13 protein-coding genes are annotated in these 21,746 nt (G+C 66.7%); 5 read left to right on the top strand and 8 right to left on the bottom strand.

Going from position 1 to position 21,746, the window contains the following annotated elements:
- Positions 1-138: 138 nt before the first annotated feature.
- The 8 genes from AC0CH3_RS02970 to AC0CH3_RS02935 form a co-directional block, all read right to left on the bottom strand.
- Positions 139-2,499: a TonB-dependent receptor gene (locus AC0CH3_RS02970; RefSeq protein ID WP_354301851.1), complete on the bottom strand. Its 2,361-nt coding sequence runs from the start codon at positions 2,497-2,499 to the stop codon at positions 139-141.
- 92 nt (positions 2,500-2,591) lie between these two features.
- The gene (locus AC0CH3_RS02965; RefSeq protein WP_354301850.1) at positions 2,592-3,905 is read right to left on the bottom strand and encodes an HlyD family type I secretion periplasmic adaptor subunit; all 1,314 of its coding nucleotides are present in this window, start codon (positions 3,903-3,905) and stop codon (positions 2,592-2,594) included.
- On the bottom strand, positions 3,902-5,659 hold the full coding sequence (locus AC0CH3_RS02960) for a type I secretion system permease/ATPase (RefSeq protein ID WP_354301848.1): 1,758 nt from the start codon (positions 5,657-5,659) through the stop codon (positions 3,902-3,904). Before AC0CH3_RS02960 ends, AC0CH3_RS02965 begins: the two co-directional genes overlap by 4 nt.
- Before the next feature lie 25 nt (positions 5,660-5,684).
- Positions 5,685-12,959 (bottom strand): peroxidase family protein, encoded by a 7,275-nt coding sequence (locus AC0CH3_RS02955; protein ID WP_354301846.1) that lies wholly within the window; start codon positions 12,957-12,959, stop codon positions 5,685-5,687.
- Between the two features lie 444 nt (positions 12,960-13,403).
- On the bottom strand, positions 13,404-14,099 hold the full coding sequence (locus AC0CH3_RS02950) for an SCO family protein (protein ID WP_354301844.1): 696 nt from the start codon (positions 14,097-14,099) through the stop codon (positions 13,404-13,406).
- Positions 14,096-15,157, bottom strand: a complete 1,062-nt coding sequence (locus AC0CH3_RS02945) for a multicopper oxidase domain-containing protein (RefSeq protein ID WP_354301842.1) — start codon at positions 15,155-15,157, stop codon at positions 14,096-14,098. The genes AC0CH3_RS02950 and AC0CH3_RS02945 overlap by 4 nt, the downstream gene beginning before the upstream one ends.
- 15 nt (positions 15,158-15,172) lie before the next feature.
- Entirely contained in the window at positions 15,173-16,375 is a 1,203-nt protein-coding gene (locus AC0CH3_RS02940; protein WP_465237552.1) for a multicopper oxidase domain-containing protein, read from the bottom strand.
- A gap of 179 nt (positions 16,376-16,554) precedes the next feature.
- Positions 16,555-17,046 (bottom strand): response regulator transcription factor, encoded by a 492-nt coding sequence (locus tag AC0CH3_RS02935; protein WP_354301841.1) that lies wholly within the window; start codon positions 17,044-17,046, stop codon positions 16,555-16,557.
- A 552-nt stretch (positions 17,047-17,598) separates the two neighbouring features.
- Between AC0CH3_RS02935 and AC0CH3_RS02930 the strand changes: the two genes are divergently transcribed.
- From AC0CH3_RS02930 to AC0CH3_RS02910, 5 genes are all read left to right on the top strand, one after another.
- Positions 17,599-19,032, top strand: a complete 1,434-nt coding sequence (locus tag AC0CH3_RS02930; protein WP_465237551.1) for a PAS domain-containing sensor histidine kinase — start codon at positions 17,599-17,601, stop codon at positions 19,030-19,032.
- Positions 19,022-19,609, top strand: coding sequence for a response regulator transcription factor (locus AC0CH3_RS02925; RefSeq protein WP_465237550.1), 588 nt, complete (start codon positions 19,022-19,024; stop codon positions 19,607-19,609). The genes AC0CH3_RS02930 and AC0CH3_RS02925 overlap by 11 nt, the downstream gene beginning before the upstream one ends.
- A gap of 168 nt (positions 19,610-19,777) precedes the next feature.
- Positions 19,778-20,290: a dUTP diphosphatase gene (dut, locus tag AC0CH3_RS02920; RefSeq protein WP_354301835.1), complete on the top strand. Its 513-nt coding sequence runs from the start codon at positions 19,778-19,780 to the stop codon at positions 20,288-20,290.
- 164 nt (positions 20,291-20,454) lie between these two features.
- Complete coding sequence (locus AC0CH3_RS02915; RefSeq protein ID WP_354301833.1) at positions 20,455-20,949, top strand: hypothetical protein; 495 nt, start codon at positions 20,455-20,457, stop codon at positions 20,947-20,949.
- Positions 20,946-21,713 carry a HesA/MoeB/ThiF family protein gene (locus tag AC0CH3_RS02910; protein ID WP_354301831.1) on the top strand — a complete coding sequence of 256 codons (768 nt, stop codon included), beginning with the start codon at positions 20,946-20,948 and terminating at the stop codon, positions 21,711-21,713. Before AC0CH3_RS02915 ends, AC0CH3_RS02910 begins: the two co-directional genes overlap by 4 nt.
- Positions 21,714-21,746 lie beyond the last annotated feature (33 nt).

The raw sequence follows: 21,746 nt of genomic DNA, 5'->3' as shown, positions 1-21,746 counted from the left end.
GCAGTTTGGCGGCCTCGCCGTGTCGTCGACGTGACCTGCGCGCGTCAGATTTGTTGCTGCACTCCTCGCACGCGCGATTGTCGTCGCACGTGCATCGGCAGTCCGAGGCCGCGACGCGCGGGGTCGCTCACGCCCCCCTCATAATCCCCGGGTCACGCGGATGCCGACCGTCCGCGGCGGGCCGACGAGATACGAGAAATAGCTGGTCGCGGTGGTGTTACCCGGCGACGTCGTGAATTCCTGCCCGAACACCGGAACGGCGTCGAACAGGTTGGTGACGAACAGGTCGACGCCGAGCCCGCCGCGCATCCGCACGCCTGCGGAAACATCGACCAGCGTATAGGCCGGACGCGGCAGCACCTCGCCTTCCCCGAACCCGCTGTTCGACGCGCCGACGTGACGCGCTGCGGCAAACAGGCTGGCAGTCACGCCCGCCGTGAGCGGTACCACATATTCGCCGCGCGCGTTCCACGCCCAGCGCGGCACGTCGAGCACGCGCGATCCTGCGGGCAGGATCAGATTGGGGACGTCGTTCCGGTAGGTCGCGTCGGTGAACGACCCACCCGCATGAAGATCGAGCCCGCGGATCGGCGACGCTGACAGCTCGAGCTCTCCGCCCCGGCTGCGGACACGCCCGGCGTTGACGGTGAAGGAGATCGTCGTCGCGTTGTTGATCCCGCACGCGGTCTGGAACGCCTGCTGATACGCCTTCCAGTCGATCGCATAGGCAGCGCCGTTGACCCGCAGACGGCCATCCCACAGGCTGGTCTTGGCGCCGATCTCGTAATTGTCGGTCCGGTCGCTGTCATAGGGTGGCGGGACGTCGGGAATGCCCGCCACGCGACGTTCCGCGGGGGAGCAGATAGCGTCGGTCACGGGTGCGTTGACGCCGCCGGTGCGGAACCCCTGCGAATAGCTCGCGTAGACCGTGGCCTCGCGGCTCGGCGCATAGCTCAGCGAGACGCGCGGCGTGACGCCGTTCTCGCGGTTGCGTTCGTCATAGTCGTAGGCGAGATCGCCCGCGGCGACGCCGCCGACGCCGTACCGCCGGCTCGCCTCGCGCTGGCGATAGGCAAAGGCCCGCGCGCCCGCGGCGACCTTGACGCGCGGCACGACCGCATAGGTCAGCTCGCCGAACGCCGCGACCTCTCGCTCACGAAAGCGCACCGTGGCGTCCTGGATGACGGCCGGGCTGCTCGCGCCGAGCGGCAGCGGTGGGGGCACGCCGAACAGGTCGGCGACGGTGATCGTCCGCCCAGCCCCCTGGCGAAGCCCGCGGTAGAAGCCGCCGAGGACATATTGCAGCGGGCCGGCGCCGTCGGACACCGCGCGCACCTCCTGCGTGAACTGTTTCGTCCGACCGAAATCCACGAGCGGCGTCGGGTACAGCGTGCCGCCGGGTCCAGGCCCGACGATGTCCTCGACGATCGGCGAGTCGAACGCGGTCACGTCGAACGAGAGCCGGTTGCGGCGGTCGAGCCAGGACGAGCTGGACGACAGCGTGAACCCACCCAGCGCGTCGAACCGGCGCTCGACCAGAAGCGTGCCGATGGCGAACCTGTCCTTGGCGAACGTGTCCGCGTACCGCGCCTTGAGCCGCGCCCGCTTGCCGAAGGTCACGTCGCTGTGCGGCCGATCCGCGTTGCTGTAGCCGTTTTGCCAGATCAGCGATGGCGTGATCGTCAGGCTCGGCGTGACGTCCCACCGCAGCGCGGCGCGAACCGTGCCCGTCCGCGTCCAGTTGACGTCCTTGCGGACCGCCGACGTTCCGGCGTTTTCGGTCAGGTTGCCCGTGGTTGGTCGCAGATCGTCGATCCATCCCCCCTGCCGGACGAACCCGCCCGAGATGCGCAGCGCCAGCGCATCGGCGACGATCGGCAGGTTGAGCATCGCCTTGGCGTCCCAGCTCGTGCCGCCATCCTTGACCGTCGCGACGCCCGCCTGTCCCTGCGCAGCGATGGCCGTGGCGTCGGGCTGGTTCGTGACGATGCGGACGAGGCCGCCCATCGTCGACGATCCGAACAGCACGCCCTGCGGCCCGCGCAGGACCTCGACGCGCGCAACGTCGAACAGCTGCGGATCCGGCTGGGAAAAGCCGCGCAGCGCGCGCGTCTGGAGCGGGGTTTCGTCGAGATAGACCCCCGTGGTCGGCGACTGGACGAAACCCACCCCGCCGACACCGCGGATGATGTATTGCGCATTGCCGACACCCGTCGTCGCGAACGCCACGCCCGGCACCGAGTCCGCGACGCGCGAGAAATCCTGCGCATCGAGGCGGCGAAGCAGCTCGGCAGACAGGATGGTGACGCTGGCGGCCACGTCCTGGAGCGCCTGCGGACGCTTGAGCGCGGTGACGATGATGTCGGGTGTTTCGAGTATGGCTGGCTGCGGCGCGGCCGCGACCCTGGCTTTGGATATGTCGGCCTGCTGCGCGAACGCGGATGTCGAGAGCAGCAGGCTTGAGACGGCGATCCCCGCCGACGAGGGAAATCGGATCATGGATATGCCCTTGCCCCTTTCGTGAAAGCGAACCGGCGTCGACGAGGATCGCGACCCGCGGTGTCGCCCGACCGGCCTGCCGTCGTCCAGTCTCAGGCCTCCCTGCCCGCTTTCCAGATCCCGTCTATCACCGGGCCCAGCAGGTAATCGAGCGCCGATCGCCTTTTCAGCGGGATGAGGATCTCCGCGGGCATCCCCGGCTTCAGGGCGCCCTTACCCTTGAGCACCGTCAGCAACCGGTCGCTGTGCGCGAGCAGCGATGCCTCGGCGCGATAATAGCGGTTGCCGGTGCGTTCCTCGGTGAAGCTGTCCGCCGACACCGACTCGATGCGCGCATCGAGGACGGGCATCGTGCGGTCGTGAAAGCCCGAAAAGCGGACCTGCGTCGTCTGCCCCGCATGAAGATCGTCGGCGTCGTCGGGCGAAACCTGCACCTCGACGACAAGCTGGCGCTGCTGCGGGACGATTTCCATCAGCATCTGCCCGGGCGACACGACGCCGCCCACGGTGAACACCGACAGGCCGACGATCGTACCCGTCACCGGCGCGCGGACCAGCGACCGTGCGAGCTGCTCACGCGCGGCGAGCAGCTTCGGGCGGAGCTCGTTCATACGCACGAGCAGGTCGCGAAGGCTGCCTTCGACTTCCTCACGCTGCCGGCGATCGACCCCTGCCGCGGACAATTGCGCCTCGCCGATCGAATCGCGGGTCTGCAGGATCTGCGCACCGAGCGCGCCGCGTTCGCCATCGAGCGCCGCCTGATCGCGTTCGAGCGCGCGGATCCGGTTGACGGACGCATAGCCCTTTTGCGCGATGATCCGCATGCCCTCCAGCTCGTCGGTCAGCAGCGAATATTGCCGGCGGTTCGAGTCGATCTGCTGCGTGAACCCGCCAATCTGTTCCTGATTGGCATGCGCCCGCTGCATCCAGACCGCCTTTTCGGTCTGCGCCGTGCGCAGCCGCGCGGTCAGCAATAGCCGCTGTCCGCGCAGCGCATCGTCGGCGAGGATGCGGTCGGCGGCGGGCAGGTCGTGAAACTCGACCGGTTCGACGATGACGTGGCGCCCCTCGCGCTCGGCATGCAGCCGCTCGCGCTGCGCATAGAGCATCAGCAATTCGGAGGTCATGCCGCGTTCGAGCGCGTGCAGGTCGGCGGACGATATCTCGAGCAGCACCTGCCCGCGGACGACCCTGGCGCCTTCGCGAACGTGCAAGGCGGTGACCACGCCGCCGTCGCGGTTCTGGACCGCCTGCCGCTTGCCCGAGACCATCACCGTGCCGTGCGCATAGACGCCCGAGTCCAGCGGCACCATGGCGGCGCCTCCCAGCAACCCGATGAAGAACAAGGCGGCGACGCGCAGGCCGAGCCGGATTTCGCTCCGCGGCGTGTGGTCGATAGCGGTCATGCCGTGGCTCCTTTCAATCCGACGACGTTGCCGGAGGTTTCGCCCGCGCGCTTGGCCAGCACCGCCAGCACGTCGTCGGCGGGGCCTTGACAGTCGACCGCCCCGTTGCTGAGCACCAGCAGGCGATCGGCGGCAGCCAGCACCCCGGTTCGATGTGCCGCCACGATGACCGTGGCGCCGCGCCGTCGCGTCGCGTCGAGCGCGCGGATCAGCGCCGCCTCCCCCTCGGCGTCGAGTGCGGCATTGGGTTCGTCGAGGATCAGGATCGCGGGGTCGTCGAACAGCGCGCGCGCGAGCGCGACGCGTTGACGCTGCCCGGCCGAGAGCGCGACGCCGGCACGGCCGATCGGGCAGTCATAGCCGCCTGGCAGCGACAGGATCAGCGCGTGACATCCCGCCACCTGCGCCGCGGCGATCACGCGGTGATCGAGATCCTCGGCATCATGTGGATCGGCCGCCGCGAAGCGTGCGATGTTCTGCGCGATCGTTCCCGACAGGAACGCCGGTTCCTGCGGAACATAGCCGCGGTACGTCGCAAGCCGTTCGGGATCCCACATGCCCGTGTCGGCCCCGTCGATCATGACCGTGCCCGCTTCGGGGGTGATCCCCCCCGCCAGGACGCGGATCAGCGTGCTCTTGCCGGCACCCGACGCGCCGACGATCCCGAGCATCTGGCCGGGCTCGACATCGAAGCTGACGCCTTTCAAGAGCACGCTCAATCCATCAGGGCTGCGGACCACGATCTTCCGCGCGGAGACGCGGCCCTCGGGCGCAGGCAGCGCGGTCGCGACCGACGCGACGCTCGTGTCGTCGAGCAGCCGCTTCAGCGACGCAATCGCTTCGCTCGCGTTCTGCAGATTGGCCCAGCCGCCGATCAGCATCTCGATCGGCTGCAGCGCGCGGCTCAACAGCACCGACGCGGCGATGATCGCGCCGACGGAGATCTGCCGCTCGATCGCGAGCATCGCCGCCACGCCGAGCGCCAGCGACTGCAGCAGCAACCGCATGAATTTGGCGATCGCGGCAAAGCGGACCGTGGCCATCTGCGCGCTGGCGCCAGCCGCCTGGCCCTGCGCGCGCTCGCCGATCTGGCGATCGACCATCGCGCGTCCCATGCCGAGCGCGCGAATGAGCTCGGCATGCTGCGCGATCTCTTCCTGCACGATCGCCGATCGCGTCGCGGCACGATGCGCCGTTCGCGTGAGCCGGCGCGTCGCCCGGTCGGAGAACACGGTCAGCAGGACGAGGATCGCACCCGCACAGACGACGAAGAGGCCGAGCAGCGGATGGATGAGAACCGCCGCGATCACGTAGATCGGCGTCCAGGGTGCGTCGAACAGGCCGATGAGCGTCGGCGCGGTGATGACGAGGCGCACCGTATCGAACTCCCGCATCGCCTGCGCGGAGGACGGGTCGCCACGCCCGCCCTGCCCCTTCGCGATCAGCCGCGCGAGGATCGTCCGCGCGAGACGGTCGTCGAGCTGGAGCGACGCCTTCACCATGAGGCGCGACCGCACCGCCTCGAGCATCGCGATCGTGGCGATCGCCGCCGCCAGCACCAGCGTCAGCGCGAGCAGGGTGACCACGCCGCCCGTCGGGACGACGCGGTCGTATACCTGCATCATGTACAGCGTGGGGGCGAGGTACAGGATGTTCACCAGCGCGCTGAACAGCAGCGCGGCGATGAAATGTCCCCGACACCCCGCCAGTGCCTCGCGCGCCGCCGCGGGCAGCCTGTCACCGAAGTTGCTCACCGTTTCGCTCCCCCGCAACCGCTGCTCAGAGACCGAAGTCGGTGTGGTCGATCGTCACGGCGCTGACACCGGCGAGCGTGATCGTCTGCGTGCCGATCGCGATGACGGTATTGGCGCCGACCTGCGAGACGAGCACCTGCGCACCGAAGTTTCCGGCATTGACCCCGAACCCCGAGATATCGAGCAGGTCCTGCCCACCCGCCGCGTCGAAGTCGAAATCGACCACGACATCGTTGCCCTGCCCGGTGCCGAACACGAAGGCATCGGTGCCGGCGCCGCCCGTGAGACGGTCATTCCCCGTTCCGCCGATCAGCCGGTCGTTACCGCCGCCGCCCAGCAGCTGGTCATTGCCTCCAAAGCCCTGCAGCAAGTCGTCGCCCTCGAAGCCGGACAGGATGTTGATCGCCGAATTGCCGGAAAGGCTGTTGTTGGCGCCGTTGCCCGATCCGTTGATCGCGACCGTACCCGTCAGCGTGAGGTTCTCGACATCCGTCCCCAGCGTGAAGGTCACGCTGCTGCTGACGCTATCGACGCCGTCCCCGCCGGCCTCGTCGACAACGTCTGCCGCCGTGTTGACGATATAGAGATCGTTCCCCAGACCGCCCGACATCACGTCTACGCCCGCTCCGCCATCGAGCGTGTCGTCGCCAGCGCCACCGAGCAGATGGTCGGCACCGTCTGCGCCACGCAATATGTCGGAGCCATCGAGACCGGAGAGCGTGTTTGCAGCGGCGTTCCCGGTCAGGATGTTGGCGTCGGCGTTACCCGTGGCATCGACCGCCGCCACACCGGTCAGCGTCAGGCGCTCGACCCCCGCCGCCAACGTGAAGGTCACGCTGCTGTTGACGGTATCGACACCATCGCCGCCGGTCTCGTCGACGACGTCGCCGACATTGTCGACGAGGTACGTGTCGTTGCCAAGGCCGCCGGCCATCACGTCCGCGCCGGTGCCGCCGTCGAGCGTGTCGGCACCCGCACCAGCGACGAGCTGATCGTCGCCGTCCATGCCGAACAGGCTGTTCGCGGCAGCATTGCCCGTGAGGATGTTGGCGGCCGCATTGCCCCGCCCGTTGATCGCCGCCGTACCCGTCAGCGTGAGCCGCTCCAGGCCTGCCGCAAGCGTGCGGGCGACGCTGCTGTTCACCGTATCGACGCCATCGCCGCCCGTCTCGTCGACCACGTCAGTGCTGCTGTCGACGACATAGGTGTCGTCGCCCAGCCCACCCAACATGGTGTCGGTGCCCGTACCGCCATCGAGCAGATCCGCCCCCTCTCCGCCGACGAGGCGATCATTGCCGCCGAGACCGATCAGCGTGTCGTTTCCAGCCAGGCCGGTCAGCGTGTTGGCACTCGCATTGCCCGTCACGACATTGGCCGCGGCGTTGCCGGTTCCGCTGGTCGCGCCGGTGAGCAACGTCAGGTTTTCGACGTTGGTGCCCAGCGTGAAGGTCACGCTGCTCCTGACGAGATCGACGCCGTCACCGCCCGTCTCGTCGACCACGTCGCCAGCGTTGTCGACGGCGTACGTATCATCGCCCAGACCGCCGAGCATGACGTCGACACCCGTACCGCCGTCGAGGCTGTCCGCCCCCTCGCCGCCGATCAGCCGGTCGTTGCCGCCAAGCCCCGACAGGATATCGTCACCGGCGAGACCCGAGAGGATGTTGGCGGCGACATTGCCGGTCAGCGTGTTGCGATCGGCATTGCCGGTGCCGTTGATCGCCGTCGTGCCCGTCAGCGTGAGGTTGTCGACGCCGTCCGCCAGCGTGAAGGTCACGCTGCTGCTGACGATATCGATTCCGTCGCCGCCGATTTCATCGACGACGTCGCCGATAGTGTCGACGACATAGCTGTCGTTGCCGAGGCCGCCCGACATGGCGTCCGCTCCAGCTCCACCGTCGAGCGTATCGTTGCCGCCGCCGCCGACCAGCGTGTCGTTGCCCCCCAGGCCAGACAGCACGTTCGCCGCGTCATTGCCCGTCAGGATGTTCGCGCCCGCGTTGCCGGTGCCGTTGATTGCACCGCCACCGATGAGGGACAGGTTTTCGAGCGCGGCCGCCAGCGTGTAGGTGATGCTGCTGCGCACGCTGTCGATGCCATCGCCGCCCGTTTCGTCGACCCCGTCGCCGCCACTGTCGACGACGTAGATGTCATCCCCCAGGCCGCCGGCCATCGTGTCGGCGCCCGTTCCGCCGTCGAGCAGGTCTGCCCCCGCGCCGCCGCTCAGCGTGTCGGCACCGTCCATCCCGAACAGCTGGTCGTCGCCGGCCAGACCGGCGATCCTGTTGGCCGCAGCATTGCCGGTCAGGACATTGTCCGCGCCGTTGCCCGTCGCGTCGATCGCCGCCACGTCGGTCAGAAGCAGATTCTCGACCTCCGACCCCAGCGTGTAGCTGATGCTGCTTTCCACCGTGTCGGTGCCGCTCGCGGCGCCTTCCGAGACACCGTCGCCGGCATCGTCGACGACATAGGTATCGTCGCCAACGCCGCCGGACATCGCGTCGGCGCCCGTGCCGCCATCGAGCAAATCGTTGCCTGCCCCCCCCAACAGGCGGTCGTTGCCGCCAAGCCCGAACAGCACGTCGTCACCGCCGAGCCCGAGCATGAAATCGGCGCCGGCCGTACCCGTCAGCGTATTCGCAGCGCCGTCGCCGACAATGGCATCATCCGGGACCGCAACGGGCACGGTCGGATCGGAATAGACCACCCCCTCGGACTGGTTGGTGCCGCTTGAGCTGAACCCGCGATTGTCGGTGTAGCTCGTCGCGACCCGCAATGCCTCGCCGACATAGTCGACGGTGACCTGGTAGCTATCCCCCGTCGCGCCCGGGATGTCGGTCCACACGCCCTCGACCAGATGCTGCCACTGGCGCGAGAATGTCGTCGTCCCGTCGTAATCGACGAACGACCCGGTCGTCACCGCGAGCGTCTGGCCGACCTTCGGCGTCGTCTGGTCGATCGCGAAGGTGCCGAGGTGCTTGCGGTTGATCTCGAGGATGCCGTCGGCAAACTGGATATGCTCGATGTTGCGCAGCATGTCGTCGCCTTCGTCGCCGATATTGTCGACGAGATTGACGCGTCCGTCGGGGCGGAAGGTGATCGTGAAATCGGACCGGTTGCCGATATAGACCGCGGTGTCCATCCCCTCGGTCACCGTCGCCGCGCCGATCGCGTAGCCGTTGACGGTCTCGCGGTAGACGATCTCGCGCGAGGCGACGAGCTGGCCGGGGTTGATCGTACGATCGAGCAGCCGTGCCTGGACTTGGGTCAGCGAGTCGGCGCGGAACAGCTCGGCACCGGTTCCGTCCTTGTTTTCCCGCACGCTGATAAAGACGTGCATATACGCATCGCCGTCGATGATGTCGTTGCCGGCGCGGCCCTTGATGACGTCGCTGCCGCCACCGCCGATCAACAGGTCGTCGGTCGTGTCGCCGTCGATCACCAGTGCATCGAGATTGCTGGCATCCCAGGTCTTGAAGTCGAGCAGCTCGCGCAGCCCGTCGATCCGGCGGACGCCGTCCTCGTACAGATCATTGCCGAGGATCCGCGGATTGGTGTCGCCGAGCAGATCGGAGAAATTCGCCCCCGTACCGACCAGCCCGAGCGGGATCTGCCGGCCGGTCAGGATATCGTCGTGCTTCCAGCCCGACAGCGCCTCGACCAGGTCGTTGCGATCGCGCAGCGTGAACGCCTGCTGGTTGACCGCCGCGCTCAGCCCGAGATCGGAATTCGCGTTGCTGACATCCCCCTGGTGGATCGACCAGTCGAACCCCGCCATGCCGTTGTTGCGCTGGATGCCGGCGCCCTGGACCATGATGTCGTCGCCGGTCTCGCCGTCATAGTCGGTATCGTTGCCCTGACCGTCCATGATGTCGTGGCCGATGATCGGGCTGTTGAAGAACAGGTTCGAATTCTCGCCCGTCAGGCTGTCGAGACCGTCGCCTCCCTCGAGCCAGTCATCGCCCTCGTTGCCCATCAGATTGTCGCTGCCGCTCCCGCCAAGCAGGAAGTCGTTGCCGCGTCCGGCGAACATCTCCTTGGCGTCGGTCCCGCCGACCATGAAGTCGTTGCCGCCCCCGCCGAACATGATGTCGAGCCCTGGGCCCGCGCTGACCACGTCATTGCCCTCGCCGCCACGCAGGAAATCATCGCCGAACGGATCCTCGATGATGTCGTCGCCGTCGCCGCCGAAGACTTCGTCCGATTCCATCCCGGGGTTGAGATAATCGTCGCCGCCGTCGCCCCACAGCGTGTCGATACCCTTGTCGCCATACAGGAAGTCGTTGCCCTCGGTGCCGCCGAGCGTGACATGCTCGCCACCGCTGTACTTGAGCAGCCCGCCATCGCCGAAGCCGTCGCCGTCGACGTCCGCACCGGGAGCGATACGCACCACCTTGGGGTCGATCGCCTGCAGGAATGCGTTCGACCATTGCGGATCGAAGGTGCCCCCGGCGAGGAAGTTGCCATCCTCGTCGAGGTTGGTGATCTGCCGCGTCAGCGGATCGAGCTCGAGCGTATAGTCGGCTGTGTCGAAGAGCGCTCCGGCAACGTGCGTCGAGTGAAGATCGCCGAGATTGGTATTGCGCATCACGAGATCGGAAAAGGTATTCTTCTCCAGCTCGTTGAGCATGTTGAGCCCCTGCGTACGGCTCAGATAATACATCCGGTCCCCGTTCTGCAGGTCCTCCATCTGGTGTTCGAACACATAGTTGAAGGTCGAACCCAGCATGCCGCCGAATTCCATCTTCTCCTCGGCCAGGCCGCCGATCCACAGGTCGACGAGGTTCAGACCGCTCTCATGCGTGTTCACGCCGCCGACGTTGTTCGGCGCCCAGCTGCCCTTGCTCTGCAGGAAGTCGAGCCGGTCCGTCGGTGCATGGATCGTGTGCTCCGCGACGCCCATCGCCGCGTTCGCATGGACGAGCATATCGGCGCCGCCCATGACCAACAAAGTCGCCGCAGCGCGTTTGCCCTCGAGCGTCAGCTCCCCGGTGATCAGCGGGTGCGTCCCATAGGCGGCGATGAAATTGACGATCGAAACCGGGTTCTTGATGTTCTGCGCAAAGTCGAGCCAGCTCGTATAGGGCTTGAGCTGCGCGTCGTTGGTCGCGGCATAGAGCTGCGCGCGCACGACGTTGAACGCCGCGACACCCGCGTCGCGACCGCGGGCGATGTTGAGCGCCGCGAGGTCGAGCGGCAGTCCGACGAGGAAGTTGCGCAGCGAGTCGACGACGAACTCGTCGATCTCGTTGCCCTCGACACGCGTCATGCCGCGAATGATATCGCCCGCCGCGGTCCCCGCATCGTACAGGCCCGTCGTGCCGTCGAGGCTCGCGGCGGTGAACGCCTGCGGGTTGAGGAACGCCTCCACCAGCGTCAGCGACTCGGTGGTCAGCGTCGGATCGGAAACCTCGATCGTGTCGGTCAGCATCGAATGGCCGAACCGGTACACCGCGTGCGCGAATTCCGCCGTGATCGCAGGGTCGATATTGGCCGAGTTGCTGAACACGAACGGGTCGATGTTCGGCTGGATCTTGCGCGCGAATTCCTCGAAGACCAGATGCTGATACTGCATTTCGGTGCTGAACCGCCCAGCCTGGAACAGCCGTTCGCCGTCCCAGTTCAGCGCGTCGATCGCCGCCACCCTGACGCTCCCGGTCAGCGCATTGATCGCATCGAGCTCCTCCTGCGTGATCGCGTCGCGCGTGGTGCCCGTGGTGGGCAACAGCCACTCGTTGACGATCGCGAGATCGCCCGATGCGATGATCGTGTCCTTGTCGGCCTCGACCACGCGGTTGTGCTCGGCATGGAAAATGGTGTGGACCGCGGTCAGCCCGATATTCTCGTTGCCGCGCCCGTCGCCGGTCACGAAATGCGCGTCGAGCATCTCGTTGTCGTAGGTCAGCGGATTATTGTCGTCCGCGACGAGATCGCTGGCGTCGATCCTCCCGTCGAGGTTGACGTCGGCGAGATCGGCAACCGTGATCTCGCGGTCCTCGTTCGCATCGACGATGAACGCGGCACCCGCCACCAGATCGGCCTCGTCCGAGACGCCGTCGCCATTAAAGTCGAGCAGATCCGTGTCCGCGATCTGCCGCACCGGGTCTGTCGCCGGGTTGTGGTCGAGATCGAGGAGCACCGGCTCGGCATGATGCGCGATGTCGTTGAGGAAGGCGTGACCCGTGAAATACGCATTGGCCGGGATCGCGACACCCTCTGCGGTGCCTTCGAGCAGCGTCCCGTCCTTGAGCATGATCTGCGCATAGCCGTTCGCGCCCGGGATGAACTTCCCGTACGCGTCGGTCAGCAGCAGCGGCACGTTGAGGACGTCGTAGTCGTCGAGCCTGATGCCGAGCATCGACAGCGCCTGCGCCTTCGTGTCGCCCCAGGTCGCCATGCCGCCGATCGCGCCGTCGAGCAGGCGACCGGTCGCGACGGCCCGCGAATCCTTGACGCCGTCGCCGTCGGAATCGACCGAGAACCTGTACTCGCGCAGGAACACCTGGTGCGACGCGTGCGAGGTGTAGGTCTGGTTCTGGTCGATGAACGGCGTGGTGGTGTTGACCGTCTCGGTCCCGCCGACGACCTGGTTGCCGTTGGCGTCATACTGCGTCGAGCGCGTCAGCGGCATGAAGTTCGGGCCGCCGGGGACGTACAGCGGATCATCGGGCTGGAGCGGAATGAAGACCGTGCCGTTGCCCCCCTTGGTGATCAGATCGAGCCCATGATCGAAAAACTGCCCGAAGAACGTCATCCACGCGTTGAATGACGGCGACAGGCCGATGTCCGGCGACAGGTTGGGGATGAGCGACAGTTCCTCGTCAGTCGGGACATAGCCGTTTGGCGGCGGGTTGCCGTCATGCGCGTCGGCATAGGCGGATTGCGCGTGCGCGTTGACATACCAAGCGGCGATCGCCGCGGGATTGCTGTTGGTCATGTCGACGATCAGGTTGCTGATGAGCCGCGGATCGGCATCGACGACGCTTCCCGGCGTACCGTAATCCGTGTTGGTCAGGGCCGGTGCGCCCGGACCGGGCGTGAAGGTGCCGCCGTCGTTGAGGTTGCGAAAGACGGGCGTGGTCAGCCGTGGCAGCAACTGGTCGGCCGCGCCATAGACTGCATTCCCCGGCAGCAGGTTGTTGTAGGTGCCGTCCACCGTCCGCAACCCGTACGGAATGAGCTGCCCCTGTGGTCCCATGATTCCGGCAAGCGATTCACCGGCGGCATTGCGTTCGGCAATCTTGATCTGCGCGAGAATGAAGTTGAGATCGCCGAGATCGACCGTGAAATCACCAGACATGGCAGGGTCCTCATCTAAGATGATGGCCCCATCTTCTTGCCCGACACTGTTGCGACGCCGGGATCGGAAGTCAGGACCTTTGTTGGCTCGCCTGCATGTTCCCATCAATATGGCGGGTTGCTAAGTCATATGAAGGACGTACCCGCACCATCTGTTGTCTAGGCCATGCCCTAGGCGGAACGGATTAGGGCGACCCGGCACATGGCGGACAGGGCGAGCCGAACGCGGCGTCCACGCTCGCTCGACGGATGCGTTCCCAAGCACAGCGTCACGCTCGCGATCCGACCCGCGGGACCGCTGCGGCATCATGCGTGCTGTCGTGATGACGGCAGGCCGCCGCCGCACCCCGCCGCCGGCGCGGAGGGGCAAGGTGCGGCGGCGGGGGCCCGATCCGGTGACGATGTCGACCGGCCGAGACGATGGCGGAAACGGCGTGCTGGCGCGTCAGGTCATGCGCGCCAGTTGCCGCAATGTTCGCTCGATGTCCGCCACCGACTGGTCGTGCATCGCATAGCCCGCGACACGCGTGTCGGGCGCGAGGAAATAGATCAGCGACGAATGGTTGATGCTGTGGCCGAGCTCGCCCGGCCGCGGCGGAATATGCTCGCGGGCGACCGCAAAGGCGCGGGTCGCGGCGGACAGTTGCGCGCGCGTGCCCGTGGCGACGATCAGCTTTCCGTCATAGGCCTTGGCGAGCGCGCGCATCGCCGCGACGCGGTCGAGTTCGCCATGACCATGCGCATGCCCCGAATGCCCCGCCATCGCGGCGGCCGCACCCGGTCGGCGAAACCGCATGACGCCGAGCGGCGGCACGTCGATATCGACGAACATCGCGCGCGCAGCGACACCCGACTGACGCAGCAGGTCCGCCGTCCGCACCATCTTGGGGATCGCAATAGGGCAGCTCGCACGACACCGGCTATAGCCGAAGAACAGCAGCGTCCAGCGCCCCCGGAAATCCGCCTGTGCTATCGTGCGACCCACGGTGTCGGAGAAGGCGAACGCGCCGCCCAGTTGGGCGATGCCCGGCGCGACGACGCCGTGATCATGGCCACCCGGCATGCCGCCTGCATGCCTGTTTGCGGAAGGAACGGGCACCGTCGCACCGGTTGCCGCGCGCGTGTTGGACGGGCCGGTCATGACACGACGATCTGTGTCTTGGCCACGCCGCGGCCATTGTCGTGCACGCGGCGGGTGATCCAGTGCAGATACTCGATCGTCGCGCCGATGCTGCCTCGCTGCGTCGCCGTGAACAGAAGGTCCAGCCGCCCGGCGGTCGTCAGTTCGATCGGCGTGCCGGCGGGGAACACGATCGGCGCATTCCAGCTTTCCTTGCCGAGCCGGTGCCCGTCGCAGGACACACAGGTCACCGCCACCTGGAAGGTGACGCGCAGGATGCAGTAGCTCGCATTCAGGACACGGATCAGGACGGTGTCGCCGACCCGCGCGGTCGCCGCGACCTTCTGGTCGTTCATCGTCTTGGTGTTGAACACGCCGTTGATCAGGAAATATTGCGGCTCGAAGCGGTTCATCCCGACATTTTCGCCGCACATGCCGGCATCGTGTTTCTGGCCCATCACATTGTGCCAGCGGATGTCCATGTCGTCGCACACCCAGAGCCGCTCGACCTGGTAGCGCTGGTTCGGGGCATTCGGCATGCTCGAGGAATAGAGATATCCAGGCCCCTCCGGCGGGTCGACAATCAGACCGCCGAAAAGCCCCATCTCGAAATGCAGCGGCGTATTGCGATGGCAATGATAGAAGAACGTGCCCGCGTTCGCCGGCTTCCATTGATAGGTATATTGGTCCTTCACCTCGAACGACACGTGACCGACGCCATCGTTCATCGTCGATGGCTCGATGCCGTGGTGATGGATGGTATGCGCATTCTTCGCGGTCAGCAGTTTGACGTGGACGACCTGCCCCTCGCGCACGCGCAGCAGTGGAGAGGGATACGGCGCCTTCACGCCGCTCGCCGGGTCCTCGAACGACCAGTAGCGCAGCTTGGCACCATCCGGCGCCATCAGCTGCCCGCTGGTCGAGACCTGCCGCACGAAACTGATGTCGGGTGACAGCTTGTCGGGCGTCGGGGGACTTTCCTGAAAGACGTTGCAGCCGAACGTCTGGTAATTGCTGATCCCCTTGACCCCGGTCTTGGTCCAGTCGATCCCCGATGCACTGACGGTATCCGCGCCCATGGTCTGTTCCCGCTGTCAGAAAGTGTAGATCGGGCCGGTCATCGTCCAGTGCGTGACGAGCCCCTGCGGATAGTTCCCGCCGCCCGCGGTCTGCGACATCTCGGTGTGGCAGTGCATCACGTAGCGCAGCGGGAACGGCTCCTGCTTCGGCGGCCAGACGGCGATGTCGGGCGGGCGTTCGAACGGCAGGATCATGTCCTTGCGATCCATCGGCCGCATGATCCACACGTCGCGCTCGTAAACATTGGTCTCGCAATAGGGCACGCCGCTCGCGTCGGGCTCGGTGCATTCGAACAGGTGGTTGCCGTGGATATGCGCCGAATGCGTGCAGAGCCCGGCGTTCATCACGCGCAACAGCGTCGGCTGCCCCTGTCGCCCGACCGGCTCGATCGCCTGCGTACCCGCGAGGTCCGCGCTCGTGGTGGTGGAGTGGGTCGCCGTATCGAAGCCGCTGAGCCCGTTGATGTGGAAATAGTCGGGCAGGAATGCGTCGACCAGCGCCTGGCCCGAAATGCGGTTTCCCGATGCCGCGCGCGCATTGATCGTCGAGTCCGTCTGCGAAAACACCCAGACCTTGTCGCGTGCCGCATCCTGCGGGTTCCAGCGGTCGCCGGGGAAACGCGGATGCCGGCCGAACGCATCGAAGACTGCGGCAATCTGCGGCGTGTGCATCGCGCGACTGAACGGCGTCGGCGACCCCATCGCCGTCGTGCCGAGCGCGGGGTCGACGACGAACGCGCCGTGCAACCCGAGGATGCGGTTGAGCGGCGCCTCGAGCGGATCGTGATACAGATACGAGCCACCGACGGGCGCGACAAACATCGGCACCAGCCGTGTCTCGCCAGGCGGGATCGCCGCGACCGTCGCCTGCGGGATCCCGGTGATCGCAAAGCCGTGCGCGACGATGTCGTTGTTGGTGACGCTTAGCGAAACCGTCTCGCCCTCGCGGTACCGCAGCACCGGCTGCGGCTGTCCCGTCGTCAGGAAATAGAACACCATGTAGACGATCTTGCCGTCGATCATCTCCTTCTCAACGGGTTCGATCACGAGCTGGAGCAGCCCCGCCATGCCGGTCGAGGACGATGTCACCGTCGGCGCCGCGGGCCGCGGCGCGACCGCGAGCGGCTCCGTCGACGGGGTGATGAGCTGCTGCGCCGTCGCCGCCAGCGCGACGGTGGTTGCCCCAGCCCCGACCTTGAGGAAATCTCGACGCTCCATCGGTTGCCCTTCGCCCTTGAGACGTAATGTTCGCCAGTCCATGATCTCTCGTGGTGACGTACTGATGCCTCGTGCCTGGTCGCGCGATCAATTAGGCCAGTCGACCTAGTCTGGTGGATAGACCGTACCGGCCGGGCACGGGCGAACGGTCTAGCCGGACACCCTGCCTTGTGCGTTCGTCAGTAGGCACGCGCATGGACCGACGCGACGGCACCTGCCCGGCTGTGCACGCCCAGCGCCTTGAACAGGCCGCTCAGATGCACCTTGATCGTCCCCTCCGCGAGGTTGAGCCGGTGCGCGATGTCCTTGTTCGACGCCCCCTCGGCGAGCAGGTGCAGGACCTGCTCCTGCCGCCGCGTGAGTGCGCCAGTGCGCCGGTCGTCGGCGTGCTCGGGGATCGCGAGGTCGGCGACGCTGTCCGGCAGGTAGACATGACCCGCGGCGACCATCCGCACCGCCTTCGCGATCACGTCCATGGGCATCGATTCGAGGACATAGGCGTGCGCACCGGCACTGATCAGCGCGAGGATCTTCATCCGCTCCTGCCCTTGTCCGACGAACACGATCCGCAGGCGGGGATAGGCAAGGCGCAGGTTTCGCACCGTGGTATGACACTGGCCGTTGATGACGTCGGTGTGGATGATGATCAGGTTGGCCGTCTGCCGATGCACCAGATAAGACTGTGCAACACACCAGCTGGATGCTTCCAGAACGGTCGCTATGCAAAGTTCGCGTCGCAGCAAGTTGGATATTCCAAACCGGAATATCTCTGATCCACTTGCCACAACCGTGCACGAAGTATTGACTACATGCTCAATAACAGCATCGTTTCTCATGGTGCCCCCATGCGACTAGATGTTCATCAAATTATCGGGATGATAACTCCAACTATCGTCGGGACGAACGGTGCGGCACCGCGGTGAAGCGGGCAACTCCGTAGGATTACCCACGCTGTCCCAAAGTGTTACAGCCTGAAACGGTCGGACGTGCCCCGCTGCTGCGGCGCAAGGGCGCAAACCGGCCGGCGCCGCCGCGATCTGCCTCGGCACCGACGCGCATGCGGCGCGTCCCGGAACGATATTCGATCGGCTGGCGGCTGTGCCAGCCTCCGTATCTTTACGGATATACGCGGCCGACCGTTCAGCTAAGCTTAAGTAATTCCTTCTGTACGCGCACAGCCGGCATCTCGACCGGTGCAGATGAAATTGGGGGAGAGGGCTGCCGTGCAGCGACTATGGGCGAAGGTCGATCAGCAAGCGCCGTCGACGGAATGGCCTCGCAGGCTCGCCCATGGCGTCGCGCTCGGCGGCGCCGCGCTGCTCCTGACGACGATCAGCCGGCACCTGATCGGCGTCGACCTGCCCTTTGCCTTTGCGCTGGTCGCGGTCGCGCTGGCGGCGGCGTGGGGCGGGGCGCTGACCGCGGTCGCAGTTGTCGTCACCGCAATCCCCGCGGCGGTCATGCTCAACCCCGACCATCCGTTCGTGACACCGGTCAATATCGTGGTCGTCATCGTCTTTTCGCTCATCCTGGCGCTGTTCGGCGGGCACACGACCGCGCTGCGCAAGCGCGCCGACGTCGAGGCCAGCCGGTCGCGCCGGCGCGAAGACTATCTCCAGTCGATCTTCGGGACCACGCCCGCGGCGATGCTGATCGCCGATGCGGCCGACAACATCCTCGCGATCAACACGAGTGCGCGCGACATATTCGGGATCGGGGACGAGGACGTCGAACGCCTGACACTGGCGACGCTGCTGCCGGGCTGGTCCGATGCCGACGTCGATCCCTGCTGCGTGCAACGGGCCGACGGAAAGCGGTTGACGCTGTCGGTCTCGAGCGTCGCTTTGCCGTCCGCGACGGACGACCTGCGCACGATCTACATCCGCGACGAGACCGACCGGATCGCCGCCGCGGAAGCGCTCGCGCTGCTGCAGGCGGAGCTCCACCAGCTCGCACGCGCGACCGCTCTTGGACAGCTCGGCTCTGCGATCGCGCATGAAGTGAACCAGCCGCTCGCGGCGGCTGCCAACTACGCCAAGATCGCGCAGGTCACGGCGTCGCGTGGCCCGATGACCGCAGAGGTCGGCGACGCGCTCGACTCCGCGCTGCAACAGATATTCCGTGCCGCCGACGTGCTGAAGGGCCTGCGCCGGTTCGTCCAGCGCGGCCCGTTGCAAGCGGAATGGGTCGATGCGCGGCAGATCATCACGGAGGGGGCAAAGCTCGGCGCCTTTGCGGTGCGCCAGGCGGGCGCCGAACTGACGGTGACGATCGATGATGACATTGGCGAGGTGTTCATCGACGCGACGCAGATCCAGCAGGTCCTGCTCAATCTCATCGCGAATGCCGCCGATGCGGTTGCCGACAGCGCGACACGCACGATCACGCTACGCGCATTTCCCGGCCCCGAGGAACGCTGCACGATCACCGTGTCCGATACCGGCCCGGGCCTGGCGGCGGAGATCGAGAGCGCCCTCTTCACCCCATTCCAGACGACCAAGCGCAACGGCCTCGGTGTCGGCCTTGCGATTTCTAGGACGATCGTCGAGGCGCATGACGGCCGGATCACGGGCGCCTCGAACCCGCGGGGCGGCGCCAGCTTCTCGTTCACGCTGCCACGACGGTCCTGCCGCGAGGAGTTGGCGGGTGCCGCATGACGGGATCATCTACGTCATCGACGACGAGCCCGAGATGCGTCGGTCGCTCGAAATGCTGTTCGCCGTCGAAGGTCTCGAGAGCCGGTCGTTCGCGAGCGCCGAGGCGTTCCTCGACGCGCTCCACGGCTTGCCGAAGGGCATCATCCTCGGCGACATTTCGCTCGGCGGCATGAGCGGGTTCGAGCTTCTGCTGGCGCTGCCGTCGCTCGGCCGGTCCGATCCCGTCATCCTCATCACGGGGAATGGCGACATCCCGCTCGCGGTGGCGGCGATCAAGGCGGGCGCCGCCGATTTCCTCGAAAAGCCGTTCGAACCGCACGAGCTTCTGAACGCGTTGAAGCAGGTCCGCCAGCGCATATCCTCCTCGACCGACATCGAGAAATGCCTCGCCTCGCTATCGCGGCGCGAACGCCAGGTGCTGCGGCATATCGTCGAAGGCATGACCGCCAAACAGACCGCCGCGCGGCTCGAGATCAGCCCGCGCACCGTCGAGACGTATCGCGAGCAGTTGATGAAGAAGACGGGCGCGACCGGCCTGTCCCAACTCGTCCGCTTCGGGATCGCGGCGCGGGTCTGAGCAACGACGCGACGGGGCGGCGATGCCCGATACCCGGCCGTCACGCTTGGAACGACGGCCTTATGCCCCTACTCTAACGATAACACGGCGCCGGCTCGGCCAGCCGATGGCCATACGCGCTTGGCGGGACGCTGCGCCGCCGCGCCACAAAAGGATGATGAAGACGCCATGACCTTCGAAAAGAACCCCCATCTCGAATTGCGGGTCCTTGACGACCGCCTCTACGACTGGGGGCTTCCCAAATATCAGACGGACCTGTCCGCCGGGATGGATCTGCACGCCTGCATCGCCGAGCCGATGACGTTGCACCCGCAGGCGCCCGCGGTGCTGATCCCGTCGGGGATCGCCATCCTGATGAATTCGCCCGACATGGTCGCCTTCCTGCTTGCCCGGTCGGGGCTCGGCCACAAGAAGGGCCTCGTGCTCGGCCAGGCGGTCGGCACGATCGATGCCGATTACGCCGATCAGATCTTCATCAGCGCATGGCTGCGGACACCCCCCGGCAGCGAGCCGATCGTCATTTCCCCGGGCGATCGCATCGCGCAACTCGTCTTCCTGCCGATCGTCCGCCCGACCTTCTCGATCGTCGATCGCTTCAGTGCGTCGTCGGCGCGAGGCCTCGGCGGCTTCGGTTCGACGGGCGTGACCGCCACGCAACCCGCGGCCTCGGGCAGCGACTGAACCGCAGACGGACGATCGCAGAGGCTGCGATCGATGAAAGGAACGCGAATGTATCGTTTATCCAGCGCGGCATGCTCGCCGCCTCGGGTGACCCCAGGCGCCCCGGCCCTTGCGATGCGCGGGCCCGGGGGTTGCGGGGCGACCAGGCGATGATGGGGCTTTCCATGACCGTCTTGGCGCTGTCCGCGGCAATGGCGCAGGTCGCGGTCCCGCGGGATCCCGTGGCGGCGATCCCGGCGCAGGAGGGTGCGTCACCGCACAAGGCTCCGATGCCGGCCCCGGCTCCTGTCATCCCCGCCGGTCCTGCCGCGACCCCGCTGCCGCCACAGGACTGGTCGGCGTTGCCCGTGCTGCGGTTTCGCCGCCCCGTCACGCCAACGACCGAATCGACGGCGTTCGTCGCGGGCCAGGTCAGTTCGGGACAGTGTTCGGGCGCAGCACGCACGCGCGACGGCTGGCAGCTGACGATCGACCTCGCGCTGTTCGCCACCGCCGACGGCCGGATACGCCGCGTGACGCCGCGCGCGATCGACTGTCCGACGGTCGAGCAATATGCGGCGGGGCTGCTGCTTGGCGCCGCGCGCGACAACATCGACCTCCGCGGTGCGGCGGGCGACATCTGGTATCGCACGACGATGACGTTCGGGTGGAAGGCGTGACGCTCGGCGATGACGAACTGACGCGCTACGCCCGGCACATCGTGCTCAAGGAGTTCGGCGGCGCGGGTCAGATGCGGTTGAAGGCGGCGACCGTCGCCGTGATCGGCGCGGGCGGGATCGGCTCGCCGGCGATCCAGTATCTCGCCGCTGCGGGCGTCGGGCGGCTCGTGCTGATCGACGATGATCGCGTCGAGCCGTCGAACCTCCAACGCCAGACGATCTTCCGAACGGAAGATCAGGGCATCGCGAAGGTCGAGGCCGCGGCGATCGCCGCCCGCCGCATCAACCCGCACGTGACGGTCGATACGCACCAGCTCCGGATCGACCCCGACAATGCCGGCGTGCTGCTCGCGGGGGTCGATGTCGTGCTCGATGGCTGCGACAATTTCGCGACCCGGTTTGTCGTCGCGGACGCCGCGTTCGCCACGCGGATCCCGCTGGTGTCCGCGGCGGTCGGGCAATTCGAGGGGCAGCTCGGCGTGTACCGCGGCTGGGAAAACGATCGCCCCTGCTATCGGTGTTTTGTCGGGCAGGATCCCGAGCGCGCGGAGACGAGCTGCGCGGAGGACGGTATCCTCGGCCCCGTCACGGGCGTCGTCGGCAGCCTCGCCGCGCTCGAGGTGCTTCGCGCGATCGCTCCGTTCGGGGAGGACATTGCGGGCAAGTTGCTGCTTGTCGATCTGATGGCGCTGCGCTTCCGCACAATCCGCCTGCCGAAGGACCCCGGCTGTCTCGGCTGCGGAACTGACTGCTCCGGAGGTTGAGGATCGGGAGGGGGCCCGCTGAGCCCCCTCCCC

Source organism: Sphingomonas sp. AC449, assembly GCF_979253475.1.
This window is presented reverse-complemented; position numbering and strand designations above follow the sequence as displayed.